We start from the raw sequence: 21,665 nt of genomic DNA on the forward strand, positions 1-21,665 counted from the left end.
TTAATGTTTTTACTGATTATGAGACCAAATCCAGACACAGGCGCCTAAGTCTTGGTTTGGAATACCAGCGCACTAACTTTAGTGCCAATATTAACAAATATCATATACTTTCAGGCAAAAAAGTAGTCAACGCTGCCAAGGAAGCAGCTTGGTCAGGTTATGATGTCAAATTCAGCGGTCAAGCCCCTTATCTACCTTGGGCAAAAATCAAAGGCACTTATTATCACTGGGACACCAAAACAGGTCCAAACATTAAGGGTAACATTTTGGGTGTGGATATTGAGCTTACCCCATCGGTAAGTTTCGAGTTCGGTCAAGAAAACAACAATACCATGAATGCCACCAACTATGGCAAACTCACGGTAAAACTACCACTGGGCAACAAGCAAAAATCCACCAATTTTGCGATTGCCAGCAAAGCCTTTAAAGACAGCCGCAAAATGGACTTAGGTGAGCTTGCTTGGGTAGAGCGTAATAATAAAATAAAAAATAGCAAAATTTTGTTTCACGGGCTAGCTTACTCACTGGTTACCTCACCTCGCACAAAGAGAGTTTGGCTTGATAGAAATCTAGGCGCCCGTCAAGTTTGCACCTCATCTACAGACGCTGATTGTTTTGGTGATTACTACCAATGGGGTCGTGCAAAGGATGGTCATGAGTCTAGCACTTCAGGCACAACAACAATACTAGCAAGTTCTATCACTACTCCAGCACCCAATAAATTTATCATTGATCAAAGTAATCAAAGTAATCAACGTGCTCGTGATTGGACAAAAAATGATAGCAATGATAGCAATGGTGCACTTAGAATAGCTGCTTGGAAAGATGGCGGAGTCAATGACATTTGTCCAGCAGGCTTTAGTGTGCCAAGTACAGCCGAGTTAAAGGAAGATACTCTCAATTCTGATGTTAAAAATACTGCTACAGCCTTTTCCAGCTTCCTGAAGTTGCCAGCTGCTGGCAGTCGTAATGGGTTTAATGGTGATCTTAACGATCGTGGATCTGTTGCCTTCTTGTGGGTTGGGGCTGGTGCTGCTAAAAATTCTGCTGATAGTGATGCTATGAAGGTTACAAGCAATAGTAGTGATATTGTAAACAGAGTCCGCACTCGAGGCGGGAGTATTCGTTGTATTAAGGACTTATAAGCACTTTGCATAAATGACCATAACCAACACTAAGAAAATAACATTCAAGTGTTGGGTTAAAGTATTTAGCCACACAAAAAAACCAGTCTTTTGACTGGGTTTTTTTGTAATTTTAATAAGCCAGTTAAGTGTGGATTTTGCTACTGATTTTACCGATAGAGTGTTACATCATCATTGTTTACTTTAAGAGACCTTTGCATAAGTAGGAACAATCATCAGAAATCCACTTTTCACCCACTTGGTAATTTTTTAAACCCAGACTTATCCCTGCTAGGGCAAGGTTTAAAGAAATCACCAATTCAGCAAAACTTGTCATTTTGCTAATCATTCCTACTTATGCAAAGGTCTCTTTAAGTATAATATTTTTTCTTTAGTTTATAATATTTATTAATATGGCACTTGCATTATTTGATTTAGATAAAACTTTGTTAGGGGGCGACAGTGATTTTTTATGGGGTGAGTTTTTGTCTGAAATTGGTGCAGTTGATGTTGATGAATACCAGCAGCAAAATCAAGCATTTTTTGATGATTACGCTAAAGGTGAGTTAAATATTGATAAATATTTAGAATTCTGCCTAACGCCTTTAGCAAGCAACCCCATTAAGAAATTAAAAGCATGGCATCAACAATTTATGACTGAGAAGATCCAGCCAATCCTTCTGGAAAAAGCGCAAAAAGTGGTTAATTTACACAAGAAAAATGGCGATAGACTGATCGTCATTACTGCGACTAATTCATTTGTTACCCGTCCGATTGCACAAGTTTATGGCATTGATGAATTGTTAGCCACTGAACCTGAAATGATTGCTGGGAGGTTTACAGGTAAAGTATTAGGTGAGCCGTGTTTTCAAAGCGGTAAAGTGCACAAACTAAAACAATGGTGTGAAGCAAATAATGAACCTTTAGAAGGTGCATATTTTTATTCCGATTCACACAATGATTTACCGTTATTAGAATTGGTTGATAATCCTATTGTTGTGCATGCGGATGACAAGCTGTACAAAATAGCGAAAGAACGAGATTGGTTGAGCCTAGACTGGACATAAAAAAACCTCCTGTCGGAGGTTTTTATTAATCAGTGGTAACAGCTCAGTGACTACATATAAAGGTTATGGTTTGAGCCATCACATTCATCAAAATAAGTCGCTGCACCTGCAAATTCAACGCCATCAATGAAATCGTCTTTGCTATAACCGAATAAATCAACCGTCATTTCACAAGCGATAAATTTAACATCAAATTCTTGACACATAGCGCGTAGTTCATCTAACTTTGCAACACCATTTTTTTTCATGGTTTTTTTCATTAAATAAGTTGCTAAGTGCTCTGTGAAGGGTAGAGACCAAAAGATGTTTGGAATTTTAGGGCCAAAATCAATTTTTTGTAACCATTTTGGACCCATAGGGAGTTTCATTGGCATAGCGGGATTGCCCATAGGGGAAACCTTTAATTTGGAAGTGTCTTTCAGTAAAAGGTTAAGACCGTAGAAGGTAAAGAAGATGGTGACTTCTTTATCCATTGCCACGCCAGTAGAGGCAATAATGAAGGGTGGAAATGCCCAATCAAAAGTACCTTTAGTGGCAATAATCGTCATTTTTTTGTTATCTGACATAATACAACTCCCTGTTAAATTAGTGTTTTAAGCCTTTTCAATAGTGAAGACATATTTACCATTATCTTCTACTGTTGAAATAAGCTTGTTGCCTGTTTGATTGCAAAAAGCCTCAATGTCTTTTACTGAGCCAGCATCCGTGGAAATAACATCTAAGATTTTTCCAGCATCCATTTTGGATAATGCTTTCTTGGTTTTTAAGATTGGTAATGGACAGTTTAAGCCTGATGCGTCTAAAGTTTCGTCAGCCATGATGGGACTCCTTGTAAGTGTTAGTTAAATTAAATACATATACATATTAGGATTTTCTAATAAGTTTAAGTATTTTATAGCATTTTATGTTGAATAGTCAAATATAATAAGCACCATTATGAAAATTTTACTATCCTTACTTATAGTGCCACTTTTTGCGTTTGCATTGAGTGTTCCAGAGTTGCAACTCTCAGAATCCTTAGATGAAAAGAAGAGGGGCGGGGATTTTTTGCAATTAATTTGGGATACCGATTTGGTTATTTCCGATATTGAGGCGACAACTTACCTGCAAAAACTCGGCCAAGAGCTCACTACTTATAGCGAAAATCCACGCAAACATTTTGGTTTTTTATTTTTGAAAGATGACAGTATTAATGCCTTTGCTGGCCCGTATGGTTATATCGGTATCCACACAGGGATGCTGCTGAGCTCAGATTTTGAGTCTGAGTTGGCGGGTGTGCTTTGTCATGAAATATCGCATGTTACTCAAAATCATCTTGTGCGATTTTCTAAAAAATCAGGCAAGCAAAACTATTTATTATTAGCAGGCATGTTGGCAGCGGCATTGGTTGATAACAACAAGGCATCAGAAGCTATTTTTACCTCTACCCTAGCAGGCACTTTACAACAAAATATTAACTTTACCCGTGAGCACGAATGGGAGGCAGATAGAATTGGTACGGCGATGTTAAAGCGCTCTGGATTTGATCCAAAAGGCATGGCTAATTTCTTTGCAAAATTAAAAGACAGCACCAATGCACAAGAATTTTTGCAATCGCATCCATTAAGCATTAACCGTATCGCGGACAGTTTGCAACGCTCAGATCGAACTTTGGGCAGCTATAGAAAAGATTCTTTTGAATATGCGACGATTAAAGCCAAATTGCATTATCAAAAATACAACAGAATTAAAACAGAAAATGGCAAAGCAATTACTTATTATATGCAAGCGTATCAAGCGTTTGATGAGCAGAATTATAAAAATGCTAAGCGATACATCGATCGATTATTATTGATTGATAAGAGCAAACCTAGTTGTATTTTGGCAGGGCGTATTGCCTCTAAGTTGGGCAATGTTGTTTTGGCGCAGCAGTATTTTAATAAGAATAACAGCAATGAAAAAGACGAGGCAAGTGTGTATTATGCGGCTAAAGCTTATTTGGATAACCAGCAGTTGCATTTAGGTATATCAATTTTAAAGTCTTTTTTGCGGGCAAATCAAGGTAATTATGAATCTTACAAATTATTGGCTTTGTTGTATTTAAAACAAGGCGATTTTGGGCGTTCACACATCCAAAGTGCGAAAGCATTGATTGTACAGGGCAAACTAGACCAAGCAATTGGGCGCTATGAGCGTGCAAAAACATTGGTTGATTCACAAGATTTGTACGATATCGTGAATGCTAAGATTAATACCTTAAAACAAATAATAAACTTATATAAATGAAGTTTAAGCCGTCACCCTACGAACGCCATTTGGCGTTCCAAGTAATAATACATCTGCAGGACTGTTGGCAAATAAACCGTTAGTTACAACACCAATAATGCTGTTTAGCTCGGTTTCCAGAGCTTTTGGATGAGTAATTTTTAGATCACTCACATCTAAAATCAAGTTGCCATTATCAGTAGTGAAATCTCTGAGTGTTACGGTGCCACCGATTCTTTTGGTAATTTCACGAGTTACATAATTCGCACTCATTGGGATAACCTCTACAGGTAGGGGGAATGCACCCATGACCGCTACCAGTTTGGACGCATCGGCAATACAGATAAATTCGTTAGCCACTGCTGCCACAATCTTTTCACGAGTCAGTGCACCGCCACCACCTTTAATAAGGTTTAAACCCTCATCTGACTCATCAGCACCATCAATATAAACCGATATTTTTGTTACCTCATTCAAATCAAAGACTTTAATACCGTGGGATTTTAATCGCTGTGCTGTTGCCTCAGAACTTGCCACTGTGCCTTTGATTTTGTCTTTTATGGTCGCCAATGCATCGATAAAAAAATTCGCCGTTGAACCGGTACCAACGCCTATAATAGTACCCTCAACGACATAGTTTAATGCTTCTTGTGCCACTGCTTGTTTCATTTCATCTTGTGTCATAATCGTTTTTTGAATGTCATTTAAAGTGAGTTATTATACACCTATGCGAAAAATCATCTTAGCAAGCAATAACAAAGGAAAAATGACAGAATTTAACGCCCTGCTTAAAGGTGTCTGTGAAGTGGTATCAATGAGCGATGGTGGCGTCAAAGAAGTACCTGAAATAGGACGCACTTTTGTTGAAAATGCTTTGATTAAAGCGCGCAATGCCTCTGCACAATCAGGTCTTCCTGCTTTAGCAGATGACTCAGGTATTGTGGTAGATGCACTGGATGGTGCGCCAGGTATTTACTCAGCACGCTACGGGGGCAATCATGGCAATGAGGAAGCCAACACGCAAAAACTATTAGCTGAAATGAGGGGCGTTGCTGATGGTCAGCGCAGTGCCAGATTTTGGTGTGCAGTTGTCTTTGTTGAGCATGCAAACGACCCAACACCTATTATTATTCAGCGGGGTTGGGAGGGTGAGGTGTTGCGTGAGAAAGTCGGCAACAATGGTTTTGGTTATGACCCTATTTTTTATCTGCCAACTCAGGGTTGTACTTCTGCTGAATTGGCACCTGAGGTTAAAAATACGATTTCACATAGAGCCAAGGCACTCACAGCACTGCTAGAAGAATTAAAAGTTTGTTAATACTGCCACCACTTTCACTGTATATCCATTACCCTTGGTGTGTAAAAAAATGCCCGTATTGCGATTTTAATTCGCATGAACAGCATACTGAGAATGATATAGTCTATATGCAAGCGGTATTGGCAGATCTGAAAAATCAACGACATTGGGTGCAAGGGCGAGAGATACAAACAATTTTTATTGGCGGCGGCACACCGAGTTTGTGTTCGATTGCAGCCATGGAAGTTTTGTTTGTAGAACTCAGAGCAACATTGGACTTTGCCGATGATATTGAAATCACATTAGAAGCCAATCCTGGGGCAAGCGATAGAGACAAATTCAGTGCTTTAAAAAAGTTAGGGGTAAATCGTTTGTCAATTGGCGTACAGTCTTTTAACGATGGGCATCTAAAAAAATTAGGCAGAATACATTCCAGCCAACAAGCGATTGAAACGCTAAAACAAGCACAGGTGGCTGGATTTGATAATATTAATATTGACTTAATGTTTGGTTTTGAGAATCAAAGTATTGAGGCGTGTTTGCATGATGTTGAACAAGCCATTGCACTGAGTCCAGCGCATATTTCTTTTTATCAACTCACCATTGAGCCAAATACTTTATTTGCCAAACATCCGCCAAAACTTTCGCAAGAAAATGCCTGGGAAATGCAAGAGCAAGGACAACGGTTATTAGAACAAGCAGGATTTACCCAATACGAGGTTTCGGCCTTTTCACAACGACCTGCAAAGCACAATCTGAATTATTGGCAATTTGGCGATTATTTAGGCATTGGTGCTGGTGCACATGGAAAAATCACCACACAGGGTAAAATACTTCGCACCTTACAATCAAAATCACCCAAAGATTTTATGCAAAATAACCAAAACAAAACGACCGTTATCAATCAACTTAGTTTTGAGTTTATGTTGAATGCATTGCGACTTAAAGCGGGGTTTGAGTCTAATTTATTCACGCAAAGAACAGGGCAATCAATGCCAGCAATTCAGCAACAACTAAATAAGGCGCAAGCGTTGGGGTTACTTGAACTCAATGATAAACACATTCAACCTAGTGAAAAAGGATTTAATTTTCTGAATGATTTACAGATTATTTTTTTGTGATGAGACTTTTGCATAAGTAGGGATGATTAGCAAAATGACAAGTTTTGCCGACTTGGTAATTTTATGAAATATAGTTATAGCAAAGCTATGGCTGTGTTTTATAAAATTGTCAAGTTGGCGAAAAATGGCGTTTTGATGATTATTTATATTTATGCAAAGGTCTCGTGATATAATTAAAAAATGAAAGTTTTCCTATCCTTGTTTTTTCTTGTATTTATGGCATTAGCGAATGCTAATGATGTTGTTGTGTCTAGTGGCATTGAGCATTGTTCACTAGGCAGTCAATCGATGAATATGTCTGTTGAGCAACATTTATCAGGATGTTGCGATACAGTCTGTGTGCAACATTTTTCTATTGATAAGAAAGCCATAATTTCTCAAAAAGTCATTTCTCAATCTTTTTTGGTAACTTCCATTATTAATACTTTTTATACCTCTTTTTCCTCGAAGAAGGTGCTCCCCCCTCCAATCGTTTAAATTTTCTAGCGTATTGGCGTCTGTAAGTTTGTCTTTATAAAACAAACTTGATGATCGTCAATCGTCAATCAATCTAAGTTTTTTTTAAGTAGTTAAGAATTGTATATCAATTCAAAGAGTTATTGATTAAGGAGAATAAAAATGAATAGCAAAACATTATCACGCAGGCAATTTGTTACGGGTGTAACAATAGGCGCTGCCGCATTAGCGATTAACCCAAGTCTTTTATTTGCGGGTATGCGCAACAATATAACCACCCTAACGGGCAATACTTTTAATCTAAGTATTGGAGCGCAAAGTGTCAACTTTACCGGCACAATGCGTAGTGCCACTACCGTAAATAACGCACTTCCAGCGCCTTTATTAAGGTTTAAAGAAGGGGAGATGATTACGCTAAATGTGACTAATCATCTAACAGAAAACACTTCTATTCACTGGCATGGTTTGATTTTGCCAAGTGAAATGGATGGGGTGCCTGATATTAGTAATGATTTTCATGGGATTAAACCTGGTGAAACCTTTACTTATCGTTTTAAAGCCCAGCAAAGTGGCACTTATTGGTATCACTCACATTCTAGCTTTCAAGAACAAACAGGCTTATATGGCCCGATTGTAATAGACCCAGCTGGAAAAGACCCCATCACTTATGATAAAGATTATGTGGTTATGCTCTCTGATTGGACGGATGAGAATCCAACCGATGTGTATCACAAACTCAAAAAACTCTCACATTACTACAATTTTAATGAACGCACCCATACTGATTTAATGGAGGATATTGAGAAAAAAGGTCTGGAAAATACTTGGAATGATAGAAAAATGTGGAACCAAATGCGTATGAGTCAGCGTGATTTGTCCGATGTAACAGGATATACCTACACTTATTTAGCCAACGGTATAACACCGGATAAAGGTTGGGTTGGCTTGTTTGAAAAAGGCGATAAAGTACGAGTTCGCTTTATCAACGGTTCAGCCATGACATTTTTTGATGTGCGCATTCCAGGGTTAAAAATGACGGTAGTGGCTGCTGATGGACAAAACATTGAGCCCGTGTCTGTTGATGAGTGCCGCATTGGCGTGGCAGAAACTTACGATGTGATTGTTGAGCCAAAATATGACAGAGCCTACACTATTTTTGCCCAAGATATTTCTCGCTCTGGTTATGCACGAGGAACATTAACTCCCGATGCTTCCATGTTGGGTGAGGTGCCTGAATTAGACAAGGCGTCTAGTCTAACACACAGTGATATGGGGATGAATATGTCAAATATGGCAGGTATGGATCATAGCACTATGAATATGTCTTGGCCAATGAAGGGCATGGATCATGCAAAAATGAATCATACTTCAATGAATATGAAGCAAACAACAATGGTTGGAATGGACCATTCAAAAATGGATCACAGTTCCATGGGTCAGCAAAAATCAATGGCAGGCATGGATCACTCAAAGATGAAGATGACAGGCAACAAAAAAATGCTAACTATGGATTCAATGGTAACCCACGCGGATACTGAATTTGGACCACATATTGATATGCGCTCTGCTGATCCACAATATCGTTTAGATGACCCAGGTGTTGGGTTGCGTAATAATGGCAGAAAGGTTTTGGTTTACGCAGACTTGCGTAATTTACACATGACGCATAATTACCCCGATCCAGATCGTGAAATTCAATTGCATTTAACCGGCAATATGAGTCGTTATATGTGGTCTATTAATGGTGTGAAGTTTGCCGATGCTGAGCCACTGAGGTTTAAATTTGGCGAGGTTGTTCGCATCACTTTTGTGAATGACACGATGATGAATCACCCTATGCATCTGCATGGAATGTGGAGTGATTTGGAGACAGGAGATAATAGGTATATCCCACGCAAGCATACGGTGATTGTTCAGCCAGGGGCAAAGATTAGTTATCGAGTTCAAGTCGATGCTAAAGGCTCGTGGGCATATCATTGTCATTTGCTATATCACATGTTGGGCATGTTTCGTCGTGTGGATGTGGTTTAATTAAAGGAGAAAATCATGGAATATTTAAAAATAATAACAATTGGCTGTTTATTTGTTTTGACATCATCGTCGTTTGCAAGTGGTATGGAAGATGACCCTGTTGTAACCAAGGTAATGGGTGAGGTGGAGTTGCGAAGTACAGACGGTGCCAACCCTGGGGCTTGGAATATTGAGGCTTGGATAGGTAAAGATTTAAATAAATTTTGGGTTAAAACTAAAGGAGAGAGGGTTGCAGGGCATACTGAAAAATCTGAATTACAATGGCTTTACTCAAAAGCAGTGACACCTTTTTGGGATTTACAATTTGGGGTGAAACAAGACTTTCAGCCAAAACCGAAACGCCATTGGGGCGTGATTGCTGCTAAGGGCTTGGCACCTTATTTATTTGAGGTTGATGCTTCATTATTTGTGGGTGAATCTGGCAGACTAGGCGCACGCTTAGATGCTGAGTATGAGTATATGCTGAGTCAAAAACTGATTTTATCGCCAGAAGTAGAGATTAATGCCTTTAGCAAAGACGATGAATTAACAGGCACAGGAAAGGGTTTGTCTAGTGTTGAGGCAGGGCTAAGACTGCGTTATGAAGTCACGCGTGAATTTGCACCTTATATTGGCATTAACTGGGAGAAAAAATACGGCAAGACGGCTGATTTCTCTATTGCTGAAGGTGAGGATATTGAAGATGCACAAATTGTGGTTGGTGTGCGTTTTTGGTTTTAGTTTAAAGTATAAAAAAAGGAGAAAATATGAAAACAATTATAATTTTATTCAGTGTGTTATTTTTAACTGCTTGTTTTGACAGCGGTGATGCACAAGCAAAAGCAGCAGATAGGATCAAACTAGGTAAAGCAACTTTTGATAAAAATTGTGTATCTTGTCATGGTAAAGATGCCAAGGGCACAACGATAGATTGGAAGAGGGCTTTACCAAATGGCAAATATCCAGCACCACCATTAAACGGAACAGCGCATACTTGGCATCATTCGCCAAAATTGTTACTCAATACGATTAATAACGGCGGTGCAAAGTTAGGTGGATGGATGCCAGCATTTAAAGACAAACTAACGGATACAGAAAAGCAGGCAATCCTAGATTATCTACATAGCTTATGGCCAAAAGTCATTCAACAAAAATATGATGAGAGGTTTAAATGATTAGCAGAAGAAGATTTATACAAACAGGCCTAGTCTTGGCTGCATTGCCAAAGCAAATGGTATGGGCAAGCGCTAAGGTTTTTCGCAATACTTTTAGAGTGCCAAAACTAGAACTGGGCAAAAGAGTAGGTAAAGATGTGTATTTTGATTTAAGTATTCAGTCCGGTAAAAGCGCTATTTTGCCTAATAAAATCACACCAACCTTAGGGATAAACCAAGATTTTCTAGGGGTAACATTATTTGCCAATCAAGGTGATAAAGTGCACATCAGTGTTAAAAATACCATTGATCAAACTACCACACTACACTGGCACGGGATGAAGCTGCCTGCTAAAGCCGATGGCGGCCCTCATCAGCCCATTGCGCCGAATCAGACTTGGCAAACTAAGTTTGACATTATTCAGAGTGCTGCAACGCTTTGGTATCATTCGCATCAATTACATAAAACAGCTAAGCAGGTTTACCACGGTTTAGCAGGGCTCTTTATTATTGGCGATGATGAATCTAAAAAACTGAACCTACCTTCGGAATATGGGGTGGATGATCTACCAGTGATTATTCAGGATAGGGATTTTAAGCGCAATGGCTCTTTTGCTTATCTGGGCTCAATGATGGACAGTATGCGTGGTATGAAGGGTAATACGGTATTGGTTAATGGTGTCGTTAATCCAGTTTTAAAAGCCAAAAAATCTTTATTACGCTTGCGACTGCTCAACGGTTCAAATGCCAGAACCTATCATTTAAGTTTTAATGATAATCGTATGTTTGCTATTATTGGGAGTGATGGTGGTTTGTTAGAGCATTCAATTAAAGCCAATACGCTGCGTTTGGCACCTGCTGAGAGAGTAGAAATTTTGATGGATGTGAGTGATGGCGGGCATCCAATGCTACAACATACGGCTGTGCAAGAGTCCTCAATGGGTGGTATGGGAATGATGAATGGTATGATGGGGGGTGAGCAGGATATGGATATTTTTCAAATTGATGCCTCTAGTGCACTTAAAAGCACAAGTAACCTCCCTAAAACTTTAGTCAAACACAATAACCCACAGCAATCCTTAGTAAGCAAGCAAAGAAGACTGGTCTTGCAAATGCAAATGGGACCAAGAATGATGTTTGGTGGTAATGCTTTTAGTATTAATGGCAAAACCATGGACATTAATCGAATTGATGAAGTGGTGAAGGCGGGCAGTACAGAAATCTGGCATTTAGAAAATACCTCAATGATGGCGCATCCTTTGCATATCCATAATGTGCAATTTAAAGTCATTGCTCGTAAAGGTGGGGTTAAAGGGCATGAATTGGGCTTTAAAGATGTGGTGTTGGTGCATCCTAGAGAGCGGGTGAGTGTGATTATGAAGTTTCCTGAGTTTCGTGATGCAACAACACCTTATATGTATCACTGCCATATTTTAGAGCATGAAGACAGAGGAATGATGGGGCAGTTTGTCGTGATTTAGGTTTAAATATGAAACATACTTATCAAATTCTAGATATGTCTTGTGGAGGATGTAAAGCCAGTGTAGAAAAGGCATTGTTGGCATTATCCGACATTCGTAAGGTAGAGGTTGATTTAGCCACCAAAGCCGTGGTGGTTGAAATGCAGCGTCATTTATCACTTGAGACTTTGCAACAGGCTTTATTAACGGCTGGGTTGCATTATACGATTACTACGCCAAAACACAAACATGAGTTTGTGCATCCAAAACAACAAACAAGTATTGAAAATGGGAGTAGTGTGTTTTATTGTCCGATGTTTTGTGAGGGTGAAAAAACTTACCCAACGCAAAGCGGTTGCCCAGTTTGTGGTATGGATTTAGTGACATTAGAGGCTGAAGATAGTGAGCAAAAAACTTATCAAAATTTGCTGAAAAAAATGAAAATATCGGTTTTATTTGCTTTGCCCGTTTTTGTTATTTCGATGTCCGATTTAATGCCCAATAACCCACTCAATGCTTTAATGAGCGGACAAAATTTGGGCTTTATGCAATTTGTTTTAACTCTGCCCATTGTTTTTTGGACTTGCTGGATGTTTTTTGAGCGGGCTTACACATCCATTGTTACTTGGAATCTCAATATGTTTACTTTGGTGGGCATTGGCACAGGGGTTGCGTTTATTTTTAGCATGGTAGGATTGTTTTTCCCTGAGATTTTCCCTGATGATTTTAAAACCGAAAGTGGCATGGTTTTGCTTTACTTTGAAGCCACAGCAGTCATTTTAACTTTGGTTTTATTGGGGCAATTATTGGAAGCAAAAGCACACAGCCAGACCAGTGGTGCATTAAAAGCATTGTTACAATTGGCACCTGCAACAGCGATATTACTTAAGAGTAATGTAGAAGTTGTGATTGCCATTGATAAGATTAAAAAAGATGATTTACTAAGGGTTAAGCCGGGAGACAAAATTGCCGTGGATGGTATTATTACTCAAGGCAAAAGCAGTCTTGACGAATCAATGATTTCTGGCGAACCTATTCCTGTTGATAAAGTTGCAGGGGATAAGGTAACTAGTGGCAGTATTAATGGCAATCAATCTTTTGTCATGTGTGCTCAAAAAGTAGGGGCAGAAACCTTGCTTTCTCAAATAATTGAAATGGTTAAAACTGCGTCTCGTTCGCGTGCACCAATTCAAAAATTAGCCGATACTATTGCCAAATATTTTGTGCCAGTCGTTGTGTTAACAGCAATTTTAACTTTTATGATTTGGGTTTGGCTTGGGCCAGAACCCGCACTGGTTTATGGTTTTGTAAATGCAGTGGCAGTGTTGATTATTGCTTGTCCTTGTGCCTTAGGTTTGGCAACCCCGATGTCAGTCATGGTTGGGGTGGGCAAAGGAGCGCAATCAGGTATATTGATTAAAAACGCTCAAGTTTTGGAAATAATGGACAAGGTTGATGTGTTAATTACCGATAAAACTGGCACGCTTACCCAGGGCAAACCCTCAGTGGAAACAGTGTTTTCTCAAAGGGGCAATGCTGATGATTTATTGCAAAAAATAGCCTCACTCAATCAATATAGCGAACATCCTTTGGCACAAGCTGTGGTGCAGTTTGCTAAAGAAAAGAATATCAGCCTTGTTGAAGTGGCAGATTTTGAAGCAATTACTGGCAAAGGCGTGGTTGGTATTATTGATAAGCAAAAAATAACATTGGGCAATCTAGCGTTAATGACAACAAGTAAGATTGACATTGGTGATGATATATTTAGGCAAAAAATTGTTGCCGCACAAGAACAAGGCAAAACTGTTTCTTATATTGGTATTGATGATAAAGTGTTGGGTTATGTGTCTATTAGCGACAGTATTAAATCAAGCAGTAAAAAAGCCATCACTGAGTTAATGGCAAAAGGGGTGGATGTCATTATGATGACCGGCGATAATAAAAATACTGCCAAAGCAGTTGCTGATGAGCTTAATCTAAGTGAATTTTATGCGCAGTGCCTGCCAGAAGACAAACTTAATAAAATCAAACAACTTCAAGCACAAGGGAAAATTGTAGCTATGGCAGGTGATGGGGTGAATGACTCACCTGCTTTAGCCCAAGCAGATGTGGGTATAGCGATGGGCACAGGCACTGATATAGCCATTCAAAGTGCGGAAGTTACTTTAGTACAGGGGGATTTATATGGGATTGTCAAAGCCAAAAAATTAAGTTGTGCCGTGATGAAAAACATCAAACAAAACTTATTTTTTGCTTTTGTTTACAATATTTTAGGAGTGCCGATAGCTGCTGGGGTATTGTTTCCTGTATTTGGCGTATTACTTTCCCCCATGATTGCCGCAACAGCGATGAGTTTTAGTTCGGTATCGGTGATTGTAAATGCGCTTAGACTTAGAAAGATTTCCATAGACTAAAAAAATATTGCATAGGCGCAAATAACTATTCTTCAAATTCTATTTAGTCTATGGAAATTTGTCGTTGTCAAAAATTATCAAGGTTTCTGGGGCGCCCTTAAAGAATACTTGTTAGGTGAGACCTTTGCATAAATATGAATAATCATCAAAACGCCATTTTTCACCAACTTGACAATTTTATGAAACACAGCCATAGCTTTGGTTATGACTATATTTCATAAAATCACCAATTCGGCAAAAATTGGATTTTGCTAATCATCCCTATTTATGCAAAGGTCTCTAGGTAAAATAGAATTCTTTTAATCTTTGTCCAAGTACCAACATGTCTCAAATCACGCGCGTCTTAATTGAAGCACTACCCTATATTCAAAAATTTAAAGATAAAACCATTGTCATTAAATATGGCGGTAATGCCATGATAGACGAAAAACTAAAATCCAGTTTTGCGCGTGATATTGTGTTGATGAAATCAGTCGGTATGAACCCAATTGTGGTGCATGGTGGCGGGCCACAAATCGGCAAAACACTGGAGAAAATAGGCAAGAAAAGTGAATTCATTGGCGGTATGCGTGTGACTGATAGGGAAACTATGGAGGTGGTGAAAACGGTTTTGGGCGATGTGGTGAATCAAGAAATTGTAGATTTAATTCATCAACATGGCGGGCACGCTATTGGTTTGGTAGGTAAGGGCAAGTGTTTGATTGCTGCTAAGAAATTACCAACACCAGCAGGCGTTGATTTGGGTTTTGTAGGCGAAGTGGATAATATTAACACCTCGGTGATTGATGCATCACTGAATGCCATTCCTGTTATCGCACCTATTGGTACAGGTGCAGATGAGTGTTTTTACAATATTAATGCCGATTTAGTCGCAGGCTCAATCGCTGAGACGCTTAATGCTGAAAAACTGATTTTGTTAACCAACACGATTGGCTTGTTAGATGACAAGGATGAGTTGCTAACGGGTTTGAGTGCTAAAAAAGTTGATGAGTTAATTGCAGATGGCACAATCTATGGTGGTATGTTGCCAAAGATTGGTTGTGCGCTCTCAGCGGTTAGAAATGGTGTTAAATCCACGCATATTATTGATGGGCGTGTGTCTCACGCTGTGCTCTTAGAAGTTTTTACCGATGGCGGTGTGGGCACGCTGATTACTGCTGATGAGTAACACACACAGAAACACGATTCAAGTTTGTGATTGCCAAATATTGGCACATTATCAATTTGAGGATGATCAGTATATTTTAACTTTAGCATCAGACAGCATTGCTAAAGCGACCAAACCAGGGCAATTTGTGCATATCACGGTGTCTGATTCTCTTGCTATGAGGCGACCGATTTCCATTATGTCAGTGGATGTTGAAAATGCTACTTTTGATCTACTCTATAAAATAGTGGGCACAGGGACACGCCAATTGTCTAAGCGCAAAATAGGTGATGTATTATCTATTATTGGACCTATTGGTAATGGCTTTGAGCTCACTGACAAAAAACGCCCATTACTTATTGGCGGTGGCGTGGGTATGCCACCGATGATTGCCATTGCTCAACAGATTAAAGATAAGGACTATCAGCCATTTACTATTCTTGGCTCAGAAGTGCCGTTTCCATTCGATGAGAAGCCAGCAGACAATGCCAAAAATTATGCAGGTGCAACGCACACAATGCCGTTGTTAGAAGATTGGGGGGTTGAATGTCGTTTGGCAAGTTTGCGTGGGTTTGAAGGGGTATTTACAGGTTTTGTTACCGATTTAGCGCGTCAGTATTTAGACGCTTTATCAATAGGGGGGTTAGCAGAAGTTGAAGTGTATGCTTGTGGTCCTCATCCGATGCTTGAAGCGGTCGCTGTGTTGGCTAAGGAATATGCCTTACCTTGCCAAGTATCACTTGAGGAATATATGGCGTGCGGGGTGGGTGGTTGTGCGGGCTGTGTGGTTGAAGTGCAAACGGACAACGGCGCAGCAATGAAACGCGTTTGCGTTGATGGACCTGTGTTTGATGCTGACCAAGTATTTTGATTAAAGACAACTTGGCAAGCGTTCAAGCGCGGATTAACAAGGTTAATCACACTCAAGTCGTAACTTTGATTGCCGTTAGCAAAACCAAGAGCGCCTCTGATGTACAACAAGCAATTGATGCGGGACAACGCCATTTTGGTGAAAACTACCTGCAAGAAGCGCTGGATAAAATTGCAGCACTAGAAAATGCCAAGGTGTGTTGGCATTTTATTGGTCCAATTCAATCCAACAAAACCAAGCAAATTGCGCAAAACTTTGATTGGGTGCATAGTGTTGATAGACTTAAAATTGCCAAACGACTGAATGACCAGCGACCAGATAATAAGGGAAAACTCAATGTTTTATTGCAAGTTAATATCGATAATGAACCCACTAAATCCGGTGTTCTTCCTGAAGAGGTTGATGAAGTTGTTACACAAATTAAATCTTTAGACAAGCTATCACTAAAGGGCTTTATGTGTATTCCCAACCCCGATCATTCACGCATAAGTTTTACTAAAATGGCAGAAATAGGAAAAAAATACCCGTGTTTAGACGCGCTATCTATGGGTATGAGTCATGACTTGGAGTTAGCCGTTCAAAACGGGGCAACTTTTGTTAGGGTTGGTAGTGATATTTTCGGACAAAGAGATTGACTCTTTAGTTTCTATCAGAGTTTTCTTGTAAAAAATAAAGCTACCAAGTGAGACTTTTACATAAGTAGGGATGATTGGCAAAATGACAAGTTTTGCCGAATGGGTGATTTTATGAAATATAGTCATAGCAAAGCTATGGCTGTGTTTTATAAAATTGTCAAGTTGGCGAAAAATGGCGTTTTGATGATTATTCATATTTATGCAAAGGTCTCCAAGTATTTCAGATATAATACGCCCCCTACTTTATCAACTTTTAATTCAAAATGAAACTATTATTTCTATTTTTTATTTTAATATCAAGTGCTTATGGCGCACAATCCGACTTCATTGCACAAAAACAAGCGCTCGGAGAAAAGTTGTTTTTCGACCCAATTTTATCCAACAGTCGCACCCAGTCTTGTAGCACTTGTCACAATCCTGGTTTTGGCTTTGTTGACAATCGTGACAACGGCGTTGGCGGTGCAGCCTCACTCGGCGATAATGGAAAAAGTTTAGGCGATAGAAACACCCCAAGTGCCGCCTATGCAATGCTTAGCCCTGACTTTCATTTTGACAAAAAAAGCCAACAATGGATAGGTGGGCAATTTCTTGATGGGCGGGAACAAGACCTTAAAGGGCAAGCAGGCGGTCCACCGCTTAATCCTGGTGAGATGAATATGTTGAGTAAGCAAGCCCTGCTTACTCGTTTTAAAAACCATCCAACCTACAGTACACAATTTAAAAAGATTTATGGTAACAATATTTTTGACAATACCGATAAAGCCTATTTGGCAATGACAAAGAGTATCGCTGAATTTGAAAAAACCAAATTTTTTGCCCCATTTGACTCAAAATACGACCGTTATTTAGCAGGAAAATACAAATTAACAGATTTAGAAGATTTGGGTCGCTCGCTCTTTTTCTCAGATAATGGTGCCAACTGCACCACTTGTCATCAGCTAAAAAAATCTGATGACGCCAAAGGCGAAGCATTCAGTAATTATGAATATTACAATATCGGCGTGCCAGTTAACACCGCATTACGCGCTAAAAATGGTGTAAAGACGATAGATAAAGGCTTGCTTAACAACCCCAAGGTAAATGATGTAAAACAAGCAGGAAAATTCAAAACCCCAAGCCTTAGAAATATCGCCATCACTACCCCTTATATGCATAACGGTGTATTTAAAGAGCTGGCAACTGTGATTGTATTTCATAACAAATACATTGACAAAAGTCGCACTACCAACCCCGAAACCAATCAACCTTGGGCAGCAGCAGAAGTGCCAGAAACGATAGATTTTAACGACCTTAAAAAAGGTAAAAAACTCTCAGATAAAAAAGTAAATGCCTTAGTAGCTTTCCTAAAAACTCTAACAGACAAGCGTTATGAGCATCTGCTAAAACGCAATTAATACTTAATTATAACACCCCAATTGTCCGCAATAACGCCTTGTTGGTTGCGAATACTTGAGCCACGATCAAGCTTCAACGGTGTGGATTATTAGTAAAATTGATCTTGAATAAGATGCTGTCTTAAAAGTCAACCTTTTTTTAATTTTTATTTGTCATTGACTTTTAGGCAGCAGAGTTGCCCTTGGGGTTTCACCCCAAACCCCGTCATCAATGCAAAAGCAAGCCAATTTAATCACTATTTTGCATAATTCACATCAAACGGCTGTCCAGATTTTAATACCCCATAAGAAATGACCAATAACTTTCTCATGACCGCACACAGCGCCACTTTCTTAGGTTTGCCTTTCTGCTGTAATCGTTCATATAAATCCAACATCAATGGATTGTATCGTATTGCTACCAATGCTGGCATATAAAGCGGCTTCCTGAGTTTTTTATACCCCATTTTAGACAGGCTACTTTTATTAATGCCAGTTCCCGATTGTATTATTTTTGGATTTAAGCCCGCAAAAGAAGCTACTTGTTTTGCGTTATCAAACAGCGATATATCGCCCATATAAGCAATAATTGCCCAAGCAGTTTTGTTGCCAATACCATCTATACCGAGTCATAGTTTAACTTGATGTTTTAGTTGTTTATCGTTATCAACCAATGTTTTAATCTCATCTTCAACAAGCTGTGCTTGTTTGTCAATTACCCTTAACATTGTTTTGATTGATTTGCTTGTCGCTTTGTTAAGACTGGCTTGTAGGCGGTTATTTTCACCCGATCGCATTTTCCCTAGTTGCTCTAGGCGTGTAACCAAATATTGTAAAGCCTCAAAGGCTTCACTTTTGGGACTAAACAGAGTTTTGTTTAAATCACCTTTTTCAAGAGGCCTTTACATAAATAGGAATGATTGGCAAAATCCAATTTTTGCCCAATTGGTGATTTCTTTAAACCTTGCCCTAGCAGGACTAAGGCTGGGTTTAAAAAATCACCAAGTGGGTGAAAAGTGGGTTTATGATGATTATTCCTATTTATGCAAAGGTCTCTTCAATAATGTGCATACAATATCGAGCAATACTTTGAGCATCAGCTTTATCGGTTTTGTTGCGAACCATTTCCATTTTGGCAAAGGCGTTAGTTTTGATAGGATTGGCAACAATAACCCTTTGGTCTAATTGATGCAAATACTTTGCTAACATAACACCATAAATACCCGTTGCCTCCATGCAAAACACTTTATCCTCTTTGATGGGTTTGAGCCATTTAGTTAAGTTTTTAAAGCCTTTTAAGTCATTTTTGAACTTCTTATTTTGATATTTATCATCATCTAAAAACGCAACATCAAAACTTGCCTTTGATATATCTATTCCAATTGGTAGTATAACAACCTCTGTTTAAATTAAAATCAACAAAGTGATTAAATAAAGATAACTTCAATACATCCTCGTTCTATTCGTGCTAAATGATTTTAAGCCAATTATTTGCACCAGATACTGTTCGTATTTATTGAAGTTAAAGTAGGAGATAGGCACAAAACCTTATTCACAAGTTTAAAAACTTATTGGGATGCGCTGTGTCACTATCTCCTTATCCAATCGCCATTGGATAGTGCAATCAAAAACGGTTTTTGGTGTTGATGATTGACACGATTGTTATGATACGAGGGGACGCCTTAGATTCAACTTGCAAGTACAACACATTCATGGAGAATGCACTTATGAACAACGACGACCATCTAAGCCCAAAAGAGCGTGTATTAATTATGATTGAGCGTGATCATGAGGCGAACAATAACCAATGGTTGAATGAGTTCTAATCTTATTAAAATACCTTAATTACATGGGGCAAGATGCCTATGATTTGGTGATTTGGTGATTTGGTGATTTGGTGATTTGGTCATGCAGTTTGCGTGTTATAATTTTATCGTTGGAGTTTTAGATATTTGTAAAAGTATCTGAGGCTTTAGTTTATCATAATCAACAGGAGAATAAAATGAATCATAACAATGTTAAAAATTTTTGGACAGATGATGTGTTGGGATTTTTTGGAAATATATATGGTGTAGGATCAGGTATGATAGCACGACCATGCAATAAAGTAGAGCCGAACTTAAGTGCTGCAGAAGTTCATGATAGGATTTACAAAACAATGAAAGACGAAGGCAAGCCTGAGGCCTACGCTAAAGCTTTTTCTGAGCTTGCTGCTAAGATTTATATTGAAAATTTTCATGAGAATATCTCAGCAGGGCAATCAGAAAGATCTGCCGAAGACCAAGCTGAGTCTTATTCTAGGTTTTATGCCAATGTATATACAAAGACTCTCTTTGACATGAAGGGAAGTGGGGAGACTGACGCCTATTCAAAAAGTTACGCTTTTTTCCTTGCTGAGAAGATGGCAGGGGGTGAAAAATTTGCAGAGGCTAAGCCTTATGCTGATATTTTTGCTAAGGTTTATGTTGAGGAAATTGGAAACGGAGTGTCTGATAAAGATGCCAAGGAAACGGCAAAATACGCAGCAGAAATTGCACAAGCAGAGGTCGCTGCTAAACGAGATGCTAAAGCATCCGCAAGCGATGATCCTATCATATCTGCAAGTGATGAGGCTAAGGAAATGGCAGACGACAGTGCGAAGGTTATAGCAGACATTAAAGAAGATGCTAAAGATGGCTTTACGCTTAAAGAGATATCAGATCATGTTTTAGACGACCTGATTGATATGGATATGGATATTGTTCTTGCGATTGATAATACGATTGATAAAACGCATTCTGGTGCCAGATATGTTGACAATAACGATGTAGATGAAGCTATCCATAATGCAGCGAAGAGCGGGCGTATTGACGACCTTGTGATTCATATTGTTGGTGCTAATAACCTATTTATAGGTATTGATGAAGATTCCTCTAATAAACCTATATTAAGTACCAACGATGCAACAATAGGGACGAATGCTTCTATAGATTTATTAGGAATACAGCAAGATTTTAGTGTTATGTAAAAAAATTTAAAATTTTTTTTTGTGGCGTAAATCGTTATAACAAAGATTAAATTCCCTAAATTTTAACCCGAATGTTTCTTTTTTCATTCGGGTTTTTTAGTGTCCAATTATAAGAGATCTTTGCATAAATATGAATAATCATCAAAATGACAAGTTTCACCAACTTGACAATTTTATGAAACACAGCCATAGCTTTGCTATGACTATATTTCATAAAATCACCAAGTCGGCAAAACTTGTCATTTTGCTAATCATCCCTATTTATGCAAAGGTCTCTATAAGGCT

24 protein-coding genes are annotated in these 21,665 nt (G+C 38.8%); 17 read left to right on the forward strand and 7 right to left on the reverse strand.

Annotation, left to right across the window (positions count from 1 at the left end):
- Nucleotides 1-1,145 (forward strand): inverse autotransporter beta domain-containing protein (locus tag BBROOKSOX_RS03650; protein ID WP_180323837.1); only part of this gene is annotated, 1,145 nt, incomplete at its 5' end.
- Nucleotides 1,146-1,537: 392 nt separating this feature from the next.
- The gene (locus BBROOKSOX_RS03655) at nt 1,538-2,191 is read left to right on the forward strand and encodes an HAD family hydrolase (protein ID WP_139659806.1); all 654 of its coding nucleotides are present in this window, start codon (nt 1,538-1,540) and stop codon (nt 2,189-2,191) included.
- 50 nt (nt 2,192-2,241) lie between these two features.
- Here BBROOKSOX_RS03655 and BBROOKSOX_RS03660 read toward each other — a convergent pair whose 3' ends face one another.
- The gene (locus BBROOKSOX_RS03660) at nt 2,242-2,757 is read right to left on the reverse strand and encodes a DsrE/DsrF/DrsH-like family protein (protein ID WP_010646160.1); all 516 of its coding nucleotides are present in this window, start codon (nt 2,755-2,757) and stop codon (nt 2,242-2,244) included.
- Between the two features lie 27 nt (nt 2,758-2,784).
- Entirely contained in the window at nt 2,785-3,009 is a 225-nt protein-coding gene (locus BBROOKSOX_RS03665; RefSeq protein ID WP_010646158.1) for a sulfurtransferase TusA family protein, read from the reverse strand.
- A gap of 118 nt (nt 3,010-3,127) precedes the next feature.
- On the opposite strand from BBROOKSOX_RS03665, the gene BBROOKSOX_RS03670 reads away from it, so the two are divergent.
- Nucleotides 3,128-4,456, forward strand: coding sequence for a M48 family metallopeptidase (locus BBROOKSOX_RS03670; RefSeq protein ID WP_139659807.1), 1,329 nt, complete (start codon nt 3,128-3,130; stop codon nt 4,454-4,456).
- A 3-nt stretch (nt 4,457-4,459) separates the two neighbouring features.
- Here the strand turns inward: BBROOKSOX_RS03670 and rpiA are convergent, their stop codons facing one another.
- On the reverse strand, nt 4,460-5,119 hold the full coding sequence (rpiA, locus tag BBROOKSOX_RS03675) for a ribose-5-phosphate isomerase RpiA (protein WP_139659808.1): 660 nt from the start codon (nt 5,117-5,119) through the stop codon (nt 4,460-4,462).
- Nucleotides 5,120-5,162: 43 nt separating this feature from the next.
- Between rpiA and rdgB the strand changes: the two genes are divergently transcribed.
- From rdgB to BBROOKSOX_RS03730, 11 genes are all read left to right on the forward strand, one after another.
- Complete coding sequence (rdgB, locus tag BBROOKSOX_RS03680; RefSeq protein WP_038338906.1) at nt 5,163-5,753, forward strand: RdgB/HAM1 family non-canonical purine NTP pyrophosphatase; 591 nt, start codon at nt 5,163-5,165, stop codon at nt 5,751-5,753.
- Nucleotides 5,747-6,853 (forward strand): radical SAM family heme chaperone HemW, encoded by a 1,107-nt coding sequence (gene hemW / locus BBROOKSOX_RS03685; protein ID WP_139659809.1) that lies wholly within the window; start codon nt 5,747-5,749, stop codon nt 6,851-6,853. Before rdgB ends, hemW begins: the two co-directional genes overlap by 7 nt.
- Nucleotides 6,854-7,033: 180 nt before the next feature.
- A complete protein-coding gene (locus BBROOKSOX_RS03690; RefSeq protein WP_139659810.1) occupies nt 7,034-7,330 on the forward strand; it encodes a hypothetical protein in 297 nt (98 codons plus the stop codon).
- A gap of 141 nt (nt 7,331-7,471) precedes the next feature.
- Nucleotides 7,472-9,340: a copper resistance system multicopper oxidase gene (locus BBROOKSOX_RS03695; protein ID WP_139659811.1), complete on the forward strand. Its 1,869-nt coding sequence runs from the start codon at nt 7,472-7,474 to the stop codon at nt 9,338-9,340.
- Nucleotides 9,341-9,355: 15 nt separating this feature from the next.
- Complete coding sequence (locus BBROOKSOX_RS03700; protein WP_139659812.1) at nt 9,356-10,060, forward strand: copper resistance protein B; 705 nt, start codon at nt 9,356-9,358, stop codon at nt 10,058-10,060.
- Between the two features lie 26 nt (nt 10,061-10,086).
- Nucleotides 10,087-10,494 carry a c-type cytochrome gene (locus tag BBROOKSOX_RS03705; protein WP_139659813.1) on the forward strand — a complete coding sequence of 136 codons (408 nt, stop codon included), beginning with the start codon at nt 10,087-10,089 and terminating at the stop codon, nt 10,492-10,494.
- Nucleotides 10,491-11,954, forward strand: coding sequence for a multicopper oxidase family protein (locus BBROOKSOX_RS03710; RefSeq protein ID WP_139659814.1), 1,464 nt, complete (start codon nt 10,491-10,493; stop codon nt 11,952-11,954). Before BBROOKSOX_RS03705 ends, BBROOKSOX_RS03710 begins: the two co-directional genes overlap by 4 nt.
- 8 nt (nt 11,955-11,962) lie before the next feature.
- The gene (locus BBROOKSOX_RS03715) at nt 11,963-14,347 is read left to right on the forward strand and encodes a heavy metal translocating P-type ATPase (protein ID WP_139659815.1); all 2,385 of its coding nucleotides are present in this window, start codon (nt 11,963-11,965) and stop codon (nt 14,345-14,347) included.
- A gap of 322 nt (nt 14,348-14,669) precedes the next feature.
- The gene (gene argB, locus BBROOKSOX_RS03720) at nt 14,670-15,515 is read left to right on the forward strand and encodes an acetylglutamate kinase (protein WP_139659816.1); all 846 of its coding nucleotides are present in this window, start codon (nt 14,670-14,672) and stop codon (nt 15,513-15,515) included.
- A complete protein-coding gene (locus BBROOKSOX_RS03725; protein WP_139659817.1) occupies nt 15,508-16,365 on the forward strand; it encodes a dihydroorotate dehydrogenase electron transfer subunit in 858 nt (285 codons plus the stop codon). The genes argB and BBROOKSOX_RS03725 overlap by 8 nt, the downstream gene beginning before the upstream one ends.
- Nucleotides 16,362-17,000, forward strand: coding sequence for a YggS family pyridoxal phosphate-dependent enzyme (locus tag BBROOKSOX_RS03730; RefSeq protein WP_139659818.1), 639 nt, complete (start codon nt 16,362-16,364; stop codon nt 16,998-17,000). The genes BBROOKSOX_RS03725 and BBROOKSOX_RS03730 overlap by 4 nt, the downstream gene beginning before the upstream one ends.
- On the opposite strand, the gene BBROOKSOX_RS03735 is transcribed toward BBROOKSOX_RS03730, so the two are convergent.
- Entirely contained in the window at nt 16,935-17,195 is a 261-nt protein-coding gene (locus tag BBROOKSOX_RS03735; RefSeq protein WP_139659819.1) for a hypothetical protein, read from the reverse strand. The genes BBROOKSOX_RS03730 and BBROOKSOX_RS03735 overlap by 66 nt on opposite strands.
- A 68-nt stretch (nt 17,196-17,263) precedes the next feature.
- Between BBROOKSOX_RS03735 and BBROOKSOX_RS03740 the strand changes: the two genes are divergently transcribed.
- On the forward strand, nt 17,264-18,394 hold the full coding sequence (locus BBROOKSOX_RS03740; RefSeq protein WP_139659820.1) for a cytochrome-c peroxidase: 1,131 nt from the start codon (nt 17,264-17,266) through the stop codon (nt 18,392-18,394).
- 236 nt (nt 18,395-18,630) lie between these two features.
- On the opposite strand, the gene BBROOKSOX_RS03745 is transcribed toward BBROOKSOX_RS03740, so the two are convergent.
- The 3 genes from BBROOKSOX_RS03745 to BBROOKSOX_RS03755 all read right to left on the reverse strand — a co-directional run bounded on the left by BBROOKSOX_RS03745 (nt 18,631) and on the right by BBROOKSOX_RS03755 (nt 19,765).
- On the reverse strand, nt 18,631-18,996 hold the full coding sequence (locus BBROOKSOX_RS03745) for a transposase (RefSeq protein WP_306821331.1): 366 nt from the start codon (nt 18,994-18,996) through the stop codon (nt 18,631-18,633).
- Nucleotides 18,997-19,002: 6 nt separating this feature from the next.
- Nucleotides 19,003-19,170, reverse strand: coding sequence for a hypothetical protein (locus BBROOKSOX_RS03750; RefSeq protein WP_180323838.1), 168 nt, complete (start codon nt 19,168-19,170; stop codon nt 19,003-19,005).
- A gap of 244 nt (nt 19,171-19,414) precedes the next feature.
- Nucleotides 19,415-19,765: an IS110 family transposase gene (locus tag BBROOKSOX_RS03755; RefSeq protein WP_139659824.1), complete on the reverse strand. Its 351-nt coding sequence runs from the start codon at nt 19,763-19,765 to the stop codon at nt 19,415-19,417.
- Between the two features lie 254 nt (nt 19,766-20,019).
- Between BBROOKSOX_RS03755 and BBROOKSOX_RS03760 the strand changes: the two genes are divergently transcribed.
- Nucleotides 20,020-20,199, forward strand: a complete 180-nt coding sequence (locus tag BBROOKSOX_RS03760) for a hypothetical protein (protein WP_139659822.1) — start codon at nt 20,020-20,022, stop codon at nt 20,197-20,199.
- A gap of 176 nt (nt 20,200-20,375) precedes the next feature.
- The gene (locus tag BBROOKSOX_RS03765) at nt 20,376-21,380 is read left to right on the forward strand and encodes a hypothetical protein (RefSeq protein ID WP_139659823.1); all 1,005 of its coding nucleotides are present in this window, start codon (nt 20,376-20,378) and stop codon (nt 21,378-21,380) included.
- Nucleotides 21,381-21,665 lie beyond the last annotated feature (285 nt).

Source organism: bacterium endosymbiont of Bathymodiolus sp. 5 South (assembly GCF_900128535.1).
Lineage (GTDB): Bacteria > Pseudomonadota > Gammaproteobacteria > PS1 > Pseudothioglobaceae > Thiodubiliella.

What these genes read in the sequence shown, in the direction of transcription:
- argB (WP_139659816.1), top strand. Translation starts at nt 14,670, where the DNA reads ATGTCTCAAATCACGCGCGTCTTAATTGAAGCACTACCCTATATTCAA.
- BBROOKSOX_RS03670 (WP_139659807.1), top strand. Translation starts at nt 3,128, where the DNA reads ATGAAAATTTTACTATCCTTACTTATAGTGCCACTTTTTGCGTTTGCA.
- BBROOKSOX_RS03750 (WP_180323838.1), bottom strand. Translation starts at nt 19,170, where the DNA reads ATGCGATCGGGTGAAAATAACCGCCTACAAGCCAGTCTTAACAAAGCG.
- BBROOKSOX_RS03765 (WP_139659823.1), top strand. Translation starts at nt 20,376, where the DNA reads ATGAATCATAACAATGTTAAAAATTTTTGGACAGATGATGTGTTGGGA.
- BBROOKSOX_RS03715 (WP_139659815.1), top strand. Translation starts at nt 11,963, where the DNA reads ATGAAACATACTTATCAAATTCTAGATATGTCTTGTGGAGGATGTAAA.
- BBROOKSOX_RS03660 (WP_010646160.1), bottom strand. Translation starts at nt 2,757, where the DNA reads ATGTCAGATAACAAAAAAATGACGATTATTGCCACTAAAGGTACTTTT.
- BBROOKSOX_RS03655 (WP_139659806.1), top strand. Translation starts at nt 1,538, where the DNA reads ATGGCACTTGCATTATTTGATTTAGATAAAACTTTGTTAGGGGGCGAC.
- rpiA (WP_139659808.1), bottom strand. Translation starts at nt 5,119, where the DNA reads ATGACACAAGATGAAATGAAACAAGCAGTGGCACAAGAAGCATTAAAC.
- BBROOKSOX_RS03725 (WP_139659817.1), top strand. Translation starts at nt 15,508, where the DNA reads ATGAGTAACACACACAGAAACACGATTCAAGTTTGTGATTGCCAAATA.
- rdgB (WP_038338906.1), top strand. Translation starts at nt 5,163, where the DNA reads ATGCGAAAAATCATCTTAGCAAGCAATAACAAAGGAAAAATGACAGAA.
- BBROOKSOX_RS03740 (WP_139659820.1), top strand. Translation starts at nt 17,264, where the DNA reads ATGAAACTATTATTTCTATTTTTTATTTTAATATCAAGTGCTTATGGC.
- BBROOKSOX_RS03695 (WP_139659811.1), top strand. Translation starts at nt 7,472, where the DNA reads ATGAATAGCAAAACATTATCACGCAGGCAATTTGTTACGGGTGTAACA.
- BBROOKSOX_RS03665 (WP_010646158.1), bottom strand. Translation starts at nt 3,009, where the DNA reads ATGGCTGACGAAACTTTAGACGCATCAGGCTTAAACTGTCCATTACCA.
- BBROOKSOX_RS03760 (WP_139659822.1), top strand. Translation starts at nt 20,020, where the DNA reads ATGATTGACACGATTGTTATGATACGAGGGGACGCCTTAGATTCAACT.
- BBROOKSOX_RS03690 (WP_139659810.1), top strand. Translation starts at nt 7,034, where the DNA reads ATGAAAGTTTTCCTATCCTTGTTTTTTCTTGTATTTATGGCATTAGCG.
- BBROOKSOX_RS03705 (WP_139659813.1), top strand. Translation starts at nt 10,087, where the DNA reads ATGAAAACAATTATAATTTTATTCAGTGTGTTATTTTTAACTGCTTGT.
- BBROOKSOX_RS03735 (WP_139659819.1), bottom strand. Translation starts at nt 17,195, where the DNA reads ATGAATAATCATCAAAACGCCATTTTTCGCCAACTTGACAATTTTATA.
- BBROOKSOX_RS03700 (WP_139659812.1), top strand. Translation starts at nt 9,356, where the DNA reads ATGGAATATTTAAAAATAATAACAATTGGCTGTTTATTTGTTTTGACA.
- BBROOKSOX_RS03710 (WP_139659814.1), top strand. Translation starts at nt 10,491, where the DNA reads ATGATTAGCAGAAGAAGATTTATACAAACAGGCCTAGTCTTGGCTGCA.